The organism is Pseudoduganella sp. UC29_71 (genome assembly GCF_042693265.1).
Classification (GTDB): Bacteria; Pseudomonadota; Gammaproteobacteria; order Burkholderiales; family Burkholderiaceae_D; genus Rugamonas.
Genome location: NZ_CP170549.1, coordinates 4,654,672 through 4,668,545, shown reverse-complemented (window position 1 = coordinate 4,668,545; position 13,874 = coordinate 4,654,672). Strand labels below are relative to the sequence as shown.

The 13,874-nt window shown below is 63.7% G+C and carries 13 protein-coding genes; 4 read left to right on the top strand and 9 right to left on the bottom strand.

Annotated features, from left to right (window positions below; all coding sequences use genetic code 11):
* Positions 1-14 precede the first annotated feature (14 nt).
* From ACFJI2_RS20775 to folD, 5 genes are read right to left on the bottom strand one after another with little or no spacing between them, the layout of a single operon-like run.
* The gene (locus tag ACFJI2_RS20775; protein ID WP_377701688.1) at positions 15-359 is read right to left on the bottom strand and encodes a hypothetical protein; all 345 of its coding nucleotides are present in this window, start codon (positions 357-359) and stop codon (positions 15-17) included.
* Positions 356-781 (bottom strand): DNA polymerase III subunit chi, encoded by a 426-nt coding sequence (locus ACFJI2_RS20770; RefSeq protein ID WP_377701687.1) that lies wholly within the window; start codon positions 779-781, stop codon positions 356-358. Before ACFJI2_RS20770 ends, ACFJI2_RS20775 begins: the two co-directional genes overlap by 4 nt.
* A 52-nt stretch (positions 782-833) precedes the next feature.
* Positions 834-1,442 (bottom strand): glutaredoxin family protein, encoded by a 609-nt coding sequence (locus tag ACFJI2_RS20765; protein ID WP_377701686.1) that lies wholly within the window; start codon positions 1,440-1,442, stop codon positions 834-836.
* Positions 1,443-1,452: 10 nt separating this feature from the next.
* Positions 1,453-3,537, bottom strand: a complete 2,085-nt coding sequence (locus ACFJI2_RS20760; protein WP_377701685.1) for a M3 family metallopeptidase — start codon at positions 3,535-3,537, stop codon at positions 1,453-1,455.
* Positions 3,538-3,566: 29 nt separating this feature from the next.
* Positions 3,567-4,412, bottom strand: coding sequence for a bifunctional methylenetetrahydrofolate dehydrogenase/methenyltetrahydrofolate cyclohydrolase FolD (gene folD / locus ACFJI2_RS20755; protein WP_107872928.1), 846 nt, complete (start codon positions 4,410-4,412; stop codon positions 3,567-3,569).
* A 271-nt stretch (positions 4,413-4,683) separates the two neighbouring features.
* Between folD and aceE the strand changes: the two genes are divergently transcribed.
* The 3 genes from aceE to lpdA are packed head-to-tail and all read left to right on the top strand — an operon-like array spanning position 4,684 to position 10,879.
* Positions 4,684-7,380, top strand: a complete 2,697-nt coding sequence (gene aceE / locus ACFJI2_RS20750) for a pyruvate dehydrogenase (acetyl-transferring), homodimeric type (RefSeq protein ID WP_377701684.1) — start codon at positions 4,684-4,686, stop codon at positions 7,378-7,380.
* A gap of 31 nt (positions 7,381-7,411) precedes the next feature.
* A complete protein-coding gene (gene aceF / locus ACFJI2_RS20745) occupies positions 7,412-9,073 on the top strand; it encodes a dihydrolipoyllysine-residue acetyltransferase (RefSeq protein ID WP_377701683.1) in 1,662 nt (553 codons plus the stop codon).
* Positions 9,074-9,082: 9 nt separating this feature from the next.
* Entirely contained in the window at positions 9,083-10,879 is a 1,797-nt protein-coding gene (lpdA, locus tag ACFJI2_RS20740) for a dihydrolipoyl dehydrogenase (RefSeq protein ID WP_377701682.1), read from the top strand.
* Positions 10,880-11,087: 208 nt separating this feature from the next.
* On the opposite strand, the gene ACFJI2_RS20735 is transcribed toward lpdA, so the two are convergent.
* From ACFJI2_RS20735 to ACFJI2_RS20725, 3 genes are all read right to left on the bottom strand, one after another.
* On the bottom strand, positions 11,088-11,375 hold the full coding sequence (locus ACFJI2_RS20735) for a hypothetical protein (protein ID WP_377701681.1): 288 nt from the start codon (positions 11,373-11,375) through the stop codon (positions 11,088-11,090).
* A gap of 31 nt (positions 11,376-11,406) precedes the next feature.
* On the bottom strand, positions 11,407-12,021 hold the full coding sequence (locus tag ACFJI2_RS20730; RefSeq protein WP_377701680.1) for a hypothetical protein: 615 nt from the start codon (positions 12,019-12,021) through the stop codon (positions 11,407-11,409).
* Between the two features lie 131 nt (positions 12,022-12,152).
* Entirely contained in the window at positions 12,153-12,575 is a 423-nt protein-coding gene (locus ACFJI2_RS20725) for a PACE efflux transporter (protein ID WP_377701679.1), read from the bottom strand.
* 85 nt (positions 12,576-12,660) lie between these two features.
* Between ACFJI2_RS20725 and ACFJI2_RS20720 the strand changes: the two genes are divergently transcribed.
* A complete protein-coding gene (locus ACFJI2_RS20720) occupies positions 12,661-13,566 on the top strand; it encodes a LysR family transcriptional regulator (RefSeq protein ID WP_377701678.1) in 906 nt (301 codons plus the stop codon).
* An 11-nt stretch (positions 13,567-13,577) separates the two neighbouring features.
* Here ACFJI2_RS20720 and ACFJI2_RS20715 read toward each other — a convergent pair whose 3' ends face one another.
* Positions 13,578-13,865, bottom strand: coding sequence for a DUF3144 domain-containing protein (locus ACFJI2_RS20715; RefSeq protein WP_377701677.1), 288 nt, complete (start codon positions 13,863-13,865; stop codon positions 13,578-13,580).
* Between the last annotated feature and the right edge of the window lie 9 nt (positions 13,866-13,874).

Genomic DNA, 13,874 nt, shown 5'->3' with positions numbered 1-13,874 from the left:
TGGCGGATTTGATACTATTTTTTCAGGGCTTGCAGGTGCGTCAGTTCCTGTGCCACGGCGCGCGTGACGATACGGGACAGGGTGTCGTGCAGGCCGCCGCGGATCTCGTCGGTGAGGCCGCGCAGCGCATGGCTCAGCACTTCTTCCATGCTGTCCCTGATGCGCTGCTCCAGCACGAAGTCCACGCGCGACTGCAGCTGCTGCAGGATGCGCTCGGACAGCTGGCGCTGCAGCGCTTCCCATTCGGCGGGCTGCGGCTCGGGTGCGGCGGGGGCAGGCGCAGGCGCGGCGGCCGGCACGCCGTCCAGCACTTCGGTCAGGACAGGGATGGACGCATCGAACGGATGGGCGTGGCTCATGATTTGTTGGCGACGAAGTGGGTGGGTTGGTATTCCTGCTGTTTGTACGACACGTAGCGCTTGCGTCCGGCGGCCGCGTCCGTTTCTTCCGACGACACCACTTCGATCACGCGCTGGAAGCGGGGGAAGATGGCGGGCGTACGGCGCGACAGGTTCACCAGCAGGTCGCTGTGCGGCAGTTCTGCCTCGTCGCTGCAGGCCAGCACGATCGGCGTTTCGGGCGCCAGCGGGTCGCCGCACAGCACGTGCGGCAGGAAGTCCACGCCGGAAAAGCGCCACAACGCCGCGTCAAGATCGGCCAACTGCTCCATATCGTCCGTCATCAGCACGATGCGGTTGCGCGCGGCATAGGCTTTGCGCACCAGGCGGCAAGCATAGGCGATTTTGTCTGGGACGTTGGTGTGGAAGTCGATACGGGTCATGGCTGGACTGGCAATACGAATGTCGATCCAACATTTTAACCGTAGCGGGAGTTTAGAATTGGAAATCCGGCGGCGCGTTGACAGGACGCAAACGCCGTTCACGTTCAGCTTGCTCTGCAGCCGCTTTTGAGGCAGCCAGTTCGCGTTCCTGCGCGGTGGGGCCGGGCGGCGGCGCGGCCGGGGCGGGCGCCGGATTGCTGTAGCCGCTGGGCAGCATGGACTGAGCCGGGTAGCCCGCGTCCGTCAGCAGCGTGTCCCAGGTGCTGGCTTCGTAGCCGATCTGCTTGCCGCGCCCGATCACCAGCAGCGGCAATTGCCCGGCGCTGCCGGCGCGCTTGAGCGCGGCGTGGTCGTCGATGCTGTTGACGGTTTTTTCGGTGTAGGGGATGCCGCGCGTCTGCAGCAGGGTGCGGCCCTGGTCGCAGCCGGCGCAGCTGGCCGTGGTGTACAGCGTGACCGGGCGGCTCTGCACGGCCGCCGCCAGTTCGGACGGCAGCGCGGGCTGGCTGGCGGGGGCGCTGAACGCTTTCAGCGGCACGGCGTTGGCTGGCGGCGGCGTGTCGGTGTAGTGGACCACGCCCTTGGCGTCCTTCCACTTGTACATTTGCGCGCTGGCAGTGCCTGCGCACATCAACAACACGACCGCCAGCCACGCTTTCATGCTGCTCTCCTTACGCCGCCATGCCGCTGTGGCGCAGCAGGGCGTCGATGCTCGGCTCGCGGCCGCGGAAGGCCGTGAACGATTCCAGCGCGGGGCGTGAGCCGCCCACCGACAGGATCTCCTTCAGGTAGCGCTTGCCGGTTTCGGACACGGCGTCCTGGCCCAGCGCCTGCGCTTCCTCGAAGGCCGCGTAGGCGTCGGCGGACAGCACCTCGGCCCATTTGTAGCTGTAGTAGCCCGCCGCGTAGCCGCCGGCGAAGATGTGGCCGAAGGAGTTCTGGAAGCGGTTGAAGGCCGGCGGAATGATGACGGCAAAGCGCGCGCGCACTTCGTCGATCACCTGCTGCACCGACTTGCCGCCCTCCGGCTGGAAGTCGTAGTGCAAGTGCATGTCCAGCAGCGAGAATTCCACCTGGCGCAAGGTCTGCATGCCGGACTGGAAGTTCTTCGCGGCCAGCATCTTGTCGTACAGCGCGCGCGGCAGCGGCTCGCCGGTGGTCACGTGCGCCGTCATGTGGCTCAGCACTTCCCATTCCCAGCAGAAGTTTTCCATGAACTGCGACGGCAGTTCCACCGCGTCCCACTCGACGCCGGAGATGCCGGACACGCCCAGCTCGTTCACCTGCGTGAGCATGTGGTGCAGGCCATGGCCGAATTCGTGGAACAGCGTGATGACTTCGTCGTGCGTAAACAGCGAGGGCTGCACTTTGCCGTCGATGACGGCAGGTTCGGTGAAGTTACAGGTTAGATAGGCGACCGGCGTTTGCAGCTGGCCGTTCGCGCCGAGGCGGCGGCCGCGCGCGTCGTCCATCCAGGCGCCGCCGCTCTTGCCGGCGCGCGCATACAGGTCCAGGTAGAACTGGCCCACCAGCTTGCCGTCGCGCTCGATGCGGTAGAAGCGCACGTCCTTGTGCCAGGCGGGCGCGTCGTCCGGGGCGATGGTGACGGAGAACAGCGAGGAAATCAGGCGGAACAGGCCGTCCACCACCTTGTGCTCGGGGAAGTACTGCTTCACTTCCTGGGCCGAGAAGGCGTAGCGCGCTTCCTGCAGTTTTTCGGAGGCGTAGGGGATGTCCCAGGCTTGCAGCTGGGCTATGCCCAGCTCGTCCTTGGCGTAAGTGCTCAGCTCGGCGAAGTCCTGCTCGGCGTAGGGGCGGGCGCGGCGCGCCAGGTCTTCCAGGAAGGCGATCACCTGTTCCGGGTCTTTCGCCATCTTGGGCACCAGCGACACTTCGGCGAAGTTCTTGTAGCCCAGCAGGCGGGCTTCTTCGGCGCGCAGCTTGAGCAGGGTGACGATGTTTTGCGTGTTGTCCCAGTCCTCGCGCTTGCTGAACGCGTCGCCCAGCTCGGAAGCCTTGGTGGCGTTGGCGCGGTACACGGTTTCGCGCAGCTCGCGCTTGTCGGCAAATTGCAGGATGGGGTAGTAGGAAGGGAAGTGCAGCGAAAACATCCAGCCGGCCTTGCCTTCCTTTTCAGCCAGCGCCTTGGCGGCCTGCTTCACGTCGTCCGGCAGGCCGGCCAGGTCGGCTTCGTTCTCCACCGTCAGCTTGTAGTCGTTGGTGGCGTCCAGCACGTTTTCCGAGAAGCGCGTCGACACCGCCGCGTGCTCTTCCTGGATGGCGGCGAAGCGTTCCTTCTGCTCGGGCGGCAGTTCCGCGCCGCCCATGCGGAAATCGCGGATGGCGTTGTCGATGATGCGCTTGCGGGCCGGTTCCAGCGCGTCGAAGCCGGCGCTGGCGCGCAGCGTCTTGTACTTGGCGAACAGCGCCTCGTTCTGCGCCACGGCGGTGCCGAACTCGGTCATCTTCGGCTGGTTCTCGTTGTAGGCCGCGCGCAGCTCGGGCGTGTCGACCACATTGTTCAGATGGCTGACCACGCCCCACGCGCGGCCCAGCAGCTCCGAGGCGTCTTCCAGCGGCGCCACGAAGTTGTCCCACGTGACCTCGTCCGTCGGCGCTTCCAGCGACGCGACCACGGCGTAGCTCTTTTCCAGCAGGTGGTCGATGGCCGGCGTTACGTGCTCGGCCTTGATGGCGTCGAAGCGCGGCAGGCCGGAGAAGTCCAGCAGGGGATTGGTCGTTGCGTCTGTAGTCATGGTCTGTCCAATGTGGCCGTAAAAGTTGATCAGGTGCGCTCGGCCGATTCGATGGTGTTCATCAACAGCATGGTGATGGTCATCGGACCCACGCCGCCAGGGACCGGCGTGATGTGCGAAGCCACTTCCTTGATGTTGGCGAAATCCACATCGCCGCACAGCTTGCCGGCGTCGTCGCGGTTCATGCCCACGTCGATGACGATGGCGCCCGGCTTTACCATATCAGCGGTGAGCGTATTGCGGCGTCCGACTGCGGCCACCACCACGTCGGCCTGGCGGGTGTACAGGCCCAGGTCCGGGGTGGCGCTATGGCAGATGGTGACGGTGGCGTTCGCTTGCAAGAGCAGCAGGGCCATCGGCTTGCCGACCGTGTTGCTGCGGCCGATCACCACCGCGTGCTTGCCGCGCAGGTCCACGCCGGTGGACTCGATCAGCTTCATGCAGCCGTACGGCGTGCACGGGCGGAAGCCTTCCAGGCCGGTCATCAGCTCGCCGGCGCTCAGCACCGAGTAGCCGTCCACGTCTTTCGAAGTGGAGATGGCCTCGATCACCTTGTGCGGGTTAATGTGCTTGGGCAGCGGCATCTGCACCAGGATGCCGTGGATGGCGGGATCGTCGTTCAGGGTAGCGATGCGGTCGAGCAGGGCTTGCTCGCTCATGTCTGCTTCGTATTTTTCCAGCACCGAGTGGAAGCCGACGTCGCCGCAGGCTTTCACCTTGTTGCGCACGTAGACGTGGCTGGCCGGGTCTTCGCCGACCAGGATCACAGCCAGGCCGGGCTGCTTGCCCTTGGCGGTCAGGGCGGCGGCGCGCGACGCGATTTCGGCGCGCAGTTTTTGGGAGAGGGCGATACCGTCGATCAGTTGAGCAGACATGATGTGTGGAGTAGGTGGGGGGGAAAAGCAGAATTATAAAGCCTACGCCGCTACTGCCATGCGAACTGAGCCGCATTCGGGGTCTGACCCCGAATGCGGCTCAGTTCGCTTATCGAAAAGATGGTTGATTTCACTATATGAAACGTTTTATCGCAATTTGAAAAATAGGGAAATCGCTGTTAGAATCTTCACACTAATCCGAAGTCTTAGTAAATAATCACGCAGCACCGTCCGATAGCGATCCGGGCGCCCACACTAGGAGACTCAACGCATGGCACCTCAACTTGACCAGGTCACGGCCCTCACTGCCAACGATTCTGATAAGCAAGAAACCAAAGAATGGCTGGAGGCGCTACAAGCCGTCCTGGAAAATGAAGGCCCGGACCGCGCGCACTACCTGATGGAACGACTGATCGATCTGGCCCGCCAAAGCGGCTCGGACATCCCGTTCTCGGCCAACACCGCCTACGTCAACACCATCCCTGCCCACCTGGAGCAGCACTGCCCGGGCAACCTGGAATACGAAGAGAAGCTGCGCTCGTGGATGCGCTGGAACGCCATGGCCATGGTGGTCAAGGCCAACCGCGTGGACGGCGACCTGGGCGGCCACCTGTCCTCGTTCGCCTCGCTGGCCAATATGCTGGGCATCGGCTTCAACCACTTCTGGAAAGCGCCGAGCGACACCCATGGCGGCGACCTGCTGTACATCCAGGGCCACTCCTCGCCCGGCGTGTACGCGCGCGCCTTCCTGGAAGGCCGCCTGACCGAAGAACAACTGACCCATTACCGCCGCGAAGTCGACGGCAAGGGTCTGTCGTCGTATCCGCACCCGAAACTGATGCCGAACTTCTGGCAGTTCCCGACCGTGTCCATGGGCCTGGGTCCGCTGATGGCGATCTACCAGGCGCGCTTCCTGAAGTACCTGCACGCGCGCTCCATCGCCGACACCACCGGCCGCAAGGTATGGGCATTCTGCGGCGACGGCGAGATGGACGAACCGGAATCGCTGGGCGCCATCGGCATGGCAGCGCGTGAAAAACTGGACAACCTGGTCATCGTCGTCAACTGCAACCTGCAGCGCCTGGACGGCCCTGTGCGCGGCAACGGCAAGATCATCCAGGAACTGGAAGCGGACTTCCGCGGCGCCGGCTGGAACGTGGTCAAGGTCATCTGGGGTCCGGGCTGGGATGCGTTGCTCAAGCAGGACAAGGACGGCATCCTGCAAAAAGTGATGATGGAAACCGTCGACGGCGAGTACCAGAATTACAAGGCCAAGGACGGCGCCTACGTGCGCAAGCACTTCTTCGGCAAGCATCCGAAGCTGCTGGAAATGGTCGCCAACATGACCGACGACGACATCTGGCGCCTGACCCGCGGCGGCCACGATCCGCACAAGATCTACGCTGCCTTCAAGGTCGCCCAGGAACACCAGGGCCAGCCTACCGTGCTGCTGGTGAAGACCATCAAGGGCTTCGGCATGGGCAAGCACGGCGAAGCGCGCAACACCGCGCACAACACCAAGAAGCTGACCGACGAAGCCGTGCGCGAAATGCGCGACCGCTACTCGATCCCTATCCCGGACGACCAGCTGGCCGACATCCCGTTCTACAAGCCGGCCGACGACGCGCCGGAAATCAAGTACCTGCACGAGCGCCGCGCTGCGCTGGGCGGCTACCTGCCTGCGCGCCGCATGCAGGCCGACGAGAAGCTGACCGTGCCGCCGCTGTCGGCGTTCCAGAACGTACTGGACGCGACCGCGGAAGGCCGTGAAGTGTCGAGCACCCAGACCTATGTGCGTATCCTGACCACGCTGCTGAAGGACGCCAGCGTCGGCCCGCGCGTGGTGCCTATCCTGGTTGACGAGTCGCGCACCTTCGGCATGGAAGGCCTGTTCCGCCAGGTCGGCATCTTCAACCAGCAGGGCCAGTTGTACGAGCCGGTCGACAAGGACCAGGTGATGTACTACCGCGAAGACAAGGCCGGCCAGATCCTGCAGGAAGGTATCAACGAAGCGGGCGGCATGAGCTCGTGGATCGCCGCGGCGACCTCGTACTCGACCAACAACCGCGTGATGATCCCGTTCTACACGTACTACTCGATGTTCGGCATGCAGCGTATCGGCGACCTGGTATGGGCCGCCGCCGACATGCGCGCCCGTGGCTTCCTGATGGGAGGCACCGCCGGCCGCACCACGCTGAACGGCGAAGGCCTGCAGCACGAAGACGGCCATAGCCACCTGTTCGCCGCCGCCGTGCCGAACTGCATGCCGTACGATCCGACCTATGGCCACGAACTGGCCGTGATCATCCAGGACGGCCTGCGCCGCATGGTGGAAGACCAGGAAGACGTCTTCTACTACATCACCATCATGAACGAGAACTATCCGCACCCAGGCATCAAGCCGGGCCAGGAAGAGGGCATCCTGAAGGGTATGTATCTGCTGCAGAAGGGCGAAGAGGGCAACCAGCAGCGCGTGCAGCTGATCGGCTCGGGCACCATCCTGCGCGAATCGCTGTTCGCCCAGGAACTGCTGAAGAACGACTGGAACATCGCCGCCGACGTGTGGTCCGCTCCGTCGCTGACGCTGGTGGCGCGCGACGGCCAGGACGCCGAACGCTGGAACCTGGTCAACCCGACCAAGGAAGCGCGCGTGCCGTACGTGGCGCAGCTGATGAAGGACACCACCGGTCCTATCGTCGCCACCACCGACTACATGCGTGCGTTTGCCGAGCAGATCCGCGCCTTCATCCCGAAAGACCGCACCTACCGCGTGCTGGGTACCGACGGTTTCGGCCGCTCGGACACCCGCGCCGCGCTGCGCGAGTTCTTCGAAGTGAACCGCTACTACATCACGGTCGCTGCGCTGAAATCGCTGTCCGAAGAAGGCAAGATCGACGTGTCCGTGGTGCAGCAGGCTATCGACAAGTACGGCCTGGACGCGAACAAGCCAAATCCGGTGACCCAATAATCCGCTGAGAAAAAGAAACGGAGCAAACGCTATGAGCATTGTGGAAGTTAAAGTCCCGGATATCGGCGATTTCAAGGAAGTTGAAATCATCGAGCTGATGATCAAAGTCGGCGACACCATCAAGGTAGACCAGTCGCTGATCACCGTAGAGTCGGACAAGGCCAGCATGGAGATTCCTTCCAGCGCCGCCGGCGTGGTCAAGGAAATCAAGGTCAAGGTAGGCGACAAGGTTGCGGAAGGTTCGCTGCTGCTGTTGCTGGAAGCGGACGGTGCCGCCGCCGCGCCGGCTGCCGCGCCAGCCGCTGCGCCGGCTCCGGCCGCAGCGCCTGCCGCCGCCGCTGCCCCGGCAGCTGCCGCGCCGGCCCCCGCGGCTGCGCCGGCCGCCTCCGGCCCGGTCGAAGTCAAGGTGCCGGACATCGGCGACTTCAAGGAAGTGGAAGTCATCGAAGTGATGGTCAAGGTGGGCGACACCATCAAGGTGGACCAGTCGCTGCTGACCGTTGAATCGGACAAGGCCAGCATGGAAATCCCGTCGTCGCACGCCGGCGTGGTCAAGGAAGTGAAAGTCAAGCTGGGCGACAAGGTTGCCATGGGTACGGTTGTGCTGGTGGTTGAAGCCACCGGCGGCGCCGCCGCCCCGGCCGCTGCACCTGCCGCAGCAGCGCCTGCCGCTGCCGCTCCGGCGGCTGCTCCGGCCGCCGCCGCGCCGGCTGCTGCCGCGCCGAGCGCATCGCATGGCTCCGTAGCCACCGGCAAGCTGGCCCACGCATCGCCGTCGATCCGCAAGTTCGCCCGCGAACTGGGCGTGGACCTGGGCAAAGTGCCGGGCAGCGGTCCGAAAGGCCGCATCACCCAGCAGGACGTGCAGAACTTCGTCAAGGGCGTCATGGCCGGCACCGTGGCCGCGCCTGCGGGCGCCGCGTCGTCCGCATCGTCGGGCGGCGGCAACTTCAACGTGCTGGCATGGCCTTCGCTGGACTTCAGCAAATTCGGTGAAACCGAACTGCTGCCGCTGTCGCGCATCAAGAAGATCTCCGGCCCCAACCTGCACCGCAACTGGGTCCAGATCCCGCACGTCACGCAGTTCGACGACGCCGACATCACCGACCTGGAAGCATTCCGCGTCGAGACCAACAACGCCAACGCCAAGAACAAGGACGCCGCCAAGCTCACCATGCTGGCCTTCGTGATCAAGGCATCGGTCGCCGCGCTGAAGAAATTCCCGACCTTCAATGCCTCGCTGGACGAGAAGGGCGAGAACCTGATCCTGAAGAAGTACTACAACATCGGCTTCGCAGCCGACACGCCGAACGGCCTGGTGGTACCGGTGGTGAAGAACGCCGACCAGAAGTCCGTTTCGCAGATCGCCCGCGAAATGACCGAGCTGTCGCTGCAAGCGCGCGAAGGCAAGCTGAAGCCGACCGATATGCAAGGCGCCACCTTCACCATCTCCTCGCTGGGCGGCATCGGCGGCACGCACTTCACGCCTATCGTGAACGCGCCGGAAGTAGCCATCCTGGGCCTGTCCAAAGCGTCCATCAAGCCGGTGTGGGACGGCAAGGCCTTCCAGCCGCGCCTGATGATGGGAACCTCGCTGTCCTACGACCACCGCGTGGTCGACGGCGCGATGGGTGCTCGCTTCTCCGTGTACCTGAGCGAAGTGCTCGGCGACATGCGCAAAATTCTGCTGTAAGGAGCCACCATGAGCACTGTGGAAGTCAAAGTCCCTAATATCGGCGACTTCGCCGAGGTGGAAGTGATCGAAGTGATGGTCAAGGTGGGCGACACGATCAAGGTCGACCAGTCGCTGGTCACCGTGGAGTCCGACAAGGCCAGCATGGAAGTGCCTTCGTCGCACGCCGGCGTGGTCAAGGAACTGAAGGTCAAGGTCGGCGACAAGGTCAAGGAAGGCGTGGTGCTGCTGGTGGTTGAGGAAGCCGCCGGCGCTGCTGCTGCCGCCCCAGCCGCTGCCCCTGCGGCGGCTGCAGCCGCACCTGCAGCAGCTGCTGCACCGGCCGCCGCCGCGCCTGCCGCGCCAGCGGTGGCCCCGGTCGGTGGCAGCTACACCGGCCAGGTCGACATCGACTGCGACATGATGGTCCTGGGCGGCGGCCCTGGCGGCTACTCGGCTGCCTTCCGCGCCGCGGACCTGGGCATGAACACCGTCATCGTCGAGCGTTACGAGACGCTGGGCGGCGTGTGCCTGAACGTGGGCTGCATCCCGTCGAAGGCGCTGCTGCACGTGGCGTCCGTGATCGACGAGACCGCGCACATGTCCAAGACCGGCGTCACTTTCGCCAAGCCGACCATCGACATCGACCAGGTCCGCTCGTACAAGGAAGGCGTGATCAAGAACATGACCGGCGGCCTGGCCGGCATGGCCAAGGCACGCAAGACGCAAGTGGTGACCGGCGTCGGCCAGTTCCTGAGCGCGAACCACATCGAAGTGACGGCGAAAGACGGCAGCAAGAAAGTGGTCCAGTTCAAGCAAGCCATCATCGCGGCCGGTTCGGCCGTCGTGAAGCTGCCGTTCGTGCCGGAAGATCCGCGCATCGTCGATTCGACCGGCGCGCTGGAGCTGCGCCAGATCCCGAAACGCATGCTGGTCATCGGCGGCGGCATCATCGGCCTGGAAATGGCCACCGTCTACTCCACCCTCGGCGCGCGCATCGACGTGGTCGAAATGATGGACGGCCTGATGCAGGGCGCGGACCGCGACGCGGTCAAGGTCTGGCAGAAGTACAACGAAGCGCGCTTCGACAACATCATGACCAAGACCAAGACGGTGGCCGTCGAGGCTCTGCCGGAAGGCATCAAGGTCACGTTCGAAGCGGCGGAAGCCGGCGCCACCGCGCCAGCGCCGCAGGTCTACGACATGGTGCTGGTGGCCGTGGGGCGCAGCCCGAACGGCAAGAAGATCGCCGCTGAAAAAGCCGGCGTCATCGTCACCGACCGCGGCTTCATCAACGTGGACAGCCAGATGCGCACCAACGTGCCCAACATCTTCGCCATCGGCGACCTGGTGGGCCAGCCGATGCTGGCGCACAAGGCCGTGCACGAAGGCCACGTTGCAGCCGAAGCCGCAGCCGGCCAGAAGTCGCACTTCGACGTGAAGGTGATTCCATCGGTGGCCTACACCGATCCGGAAGTGGCATGGGCCGGCATCACCGAGGACGAGGCGAAAGCCAAGGGCATCAAGGTCGAGAAGGGCCACTTCCCTTGGGCGGCGAGCGGCCGCGCCGTGGCCAATGGCCGCGCCGAAGGCTTCACCAAGCTGCTGTTCGACGCTGAAACGCACCGCATCATCGGCGGCACCATCGTCGGCACGCACGCCGGCGACATGATCGGCGAAATCGCGCTGGCCATCGAAATGGGCTGCGACGGCACCGACATCGGCAAGACGATCCACCCGCACCCGACCCTGGGCGAGTCGATCGGCATGGCCGCCGAAGTGTACGAAGGCGTCTGCACCGACCTGCCGCCGCCGCGCAAGCGCTAGGTAACCCGGTAGAGATGGCATACGAACCCTCGATTTTATCGAGGGTTTTTTTTGGGGCGGTAAAAAATTTCCTATGAGTAAAAAAGTGGTTGGAATAAGATAACTTAGGACAATCCGGTCAGACAGAACTTTGGTCGGCTTTCAGAAACGCGCTATTCGAGGATCTGCGCCCTGAATGATTTCAGGTAGCCGCCTTAAAGACTCGGTTTCAGCGGAAGCTTGTGACAGATTCGTTCGCGTGCGCGCGAATAAGCTCCGCCAGGCGAGGATTATCCTTGTACTTGGCTTCGAGTTGTCTGAGTTGCCCTTGCGCAGCCCGGCAGTGCCTGACGACAGCGCGCTCGAGTTCGCGCTGCCGCTGTTCGCTCAGGCCACTGTCAAATTCGCCTGCGAAATGTTCACAGGCTTCAGCATTGCGAATGAAGTTCTGGACGTCTTTTGGCGCCGAGTCCGCGGCGAGCGCGCGGGCCGGCAGTAGCAGGCACGCAATCAGCATTGGCGTTTCCGTTCTCATCTTGTCCCTCTTACTAGCGGCCATTGTTGGACCAGTGTGGCGCGTCCCTTCCGCTGCCAGCATACTTTTTAACGCCGTACGTGGCGCCGATTTCGATGAGTTGCCGGTTCATTCCGGTGCGCGGTGTCGTATTGATCTGCACCGTTTTGCCATTCGCGTCCTTCACCGACACAGTTCCACGCCACGTGAGCGACATGTCGATTGCCAGTCCTAGGTTGTGCTGCGAGCGAAGCGCAGGTCTGGTGCGCAGCCGTCGCATAGCAAATGCGTCTACCATCCCTTTAGCTGCGTGGAGCGATTCCGCTGGCATCCGATGCTGCCATTCTATATCCAGGCCATCAATGGCCGGAACGGAGTCGGCATCGACTCTGTCATTCACAATACGCCAGCCCCAATGCATTAGATAGGATCGCTTTATCGGGCGGTACGTTGCCTCAACCGTGACTTTAATGCCTGCATCAGTCATGGCTTGTATGAAGTCTTCCACGGCGTGCCGAAATGTCCCGCTCAGGTCTCGCGTGCTCTTGCTACCGGGGAAACGCTGCGCCCACTGGGGGCCGCTTAGCGCCTTGTTGCTTTGATGTACTGGTGGGCGCGCCGAGTTAATCGCTGAGTTGGGTATTGCCATGTTAAACCTCCTGTTTCGGCCGGATAGGCTGAGACTGTCGAAGTTCCAAGGCTATTTGAGACAGGTTGTCTTTGCATTGACCTCCGCCAAATGAAGTGCCGATGGTTGCGCAGATGAGCTATGCCAGCTGCTTAGGCATGCGCGGCGGCGGGGAGGCCGAAGGTGCGGTCGAACAGCCAGCTGAAAGCGAAGGTGTAGACCATGAAGAACATCACCAGCCCCAGGTCCAGCACGAAGGCGTCCCACAGCGACAGGTTGAGCCACCAGGCGAACATCGGGACCAGCACCACCACCAGCCCGCCCTCGAAGCCGACCGCGTGGGCGACGCGGCGCGCCACGCTGCGGCCGCGCGTGGCCTGGCGCGCTTCCCAGGCTTCGAACAGCGTGTTGTAGACCAGGTTCCACACCACCGCCGTCAGCGACGAGCCTACTGCGGCCACGCCCGCGTGGCCGGCGTCGTGCCTGCCCAGCAGCATCAGGGCGCTGCTGGTCAGCCCCACGGCGATCACTTCGAACAGCGTGACGTAGACGATTTTGCGTTTGATTCCTTGCATGACTTCCTCCTATGGCCCGCATGATATAGGTGGATTTCTGATTGAAAAAGTCGACAGCTATCACTTTTTCTGACAGGATGGGCACATGGCCTTCTCCAGCGACAATGTCGCCATCTTCCTTGCCGTGCTGGACCACGGTTCCTTCTCGGCGGCGGCGCGTGCGCTGGGCCGGGTGCCGTCTGCCGTCAGCATGGCGGTGGCGCAGCTGGAGGCCGAGCTGGATTTGCAGCTGTTCGAGCGCAGCTCGCGCCACGTGCATGCCACCGAGTCGGCCCGCGCGCTGGAAGCGGAGGCGCGCCAGATGGCGGGGCAGTTGCGACGCCTGCAGGCGCACGCGCTGTCGCTGCACCAGGGGCTGGAGCGGCACTTGACGCTGGCGGTGGCGCCCGAGCTGCTGTCGGTGCCGTGGAGCGAGCCGCTGGCCCGGCTGGCGCAGGAATTCCCGTCGCTGGAAGTGTCGGTGCTGTCGGCGCCGCAGGCGGACGCGCTGCGCATGCTGTACGACGGCGCCGCGCAGCTGGCGCTGATCTACGAACGGCAGCGGGTGGACGAGCGCGAAAGCTTCCAGGAACTGGGCAGCGAGGTGCTGATGGCCGTGATCTCGCCGCGCCACCCGCTGGCGCGGGAACGCAATGGCCGCTTCCGCTGGGAAGACCTGGTGGATATCCGCCAGGTCGCCATCGTCGGCCGCGACACGCAGACGCAGGACGAACGCATCCTCATCTCGCGCAAGGTATGGCGCACGGACAGCCATCTGGCGACACTGGGGCTGGTGCAGGCGGGACTGGGCTGGGCCTATCTGCCCAAGCGCCTGGCGGCGCCGCTGGTGGAGTCGGGCGAGCTGCTCGGCATCGGCTTCGAGCACATGAGCAACCAGGTGCGGCTGTGGGTGGATGTGGTGTGGCTGAATGACAAACCGCTCGGCCTGGGGGCCAAGCGGCTGATCGCCCTGATGAAGGACATTTCCGGGCTGGAGGCGCGCCCGGCTTAGCCAGTACTTGCTTACTTGGTGCGGTACTTTTCGAAATTGACTTCGAAGTCGCCGAAGTTATCGTTCAACATCTTCTCGTGCTGCTCCTTGTAGTACTGGATGGCAGCGTCCTTCTGCTGGGAGAAGGCTTCCTGGTTGCCGGTCGAGACAGCCAGCATGTAGGCGTTGAAGCGCGTGGCGGCGAACAGGATGGCCGGGCCGATGGTGTTGCGGTCCACGGTCTGCGCCTTGTCGTTGGCCAGGTTGATGAAGGCGTCGACAAGTTGCCAGAATTGTTCGTCGGAGGTAGGGGTAGTCATGGATGTCTC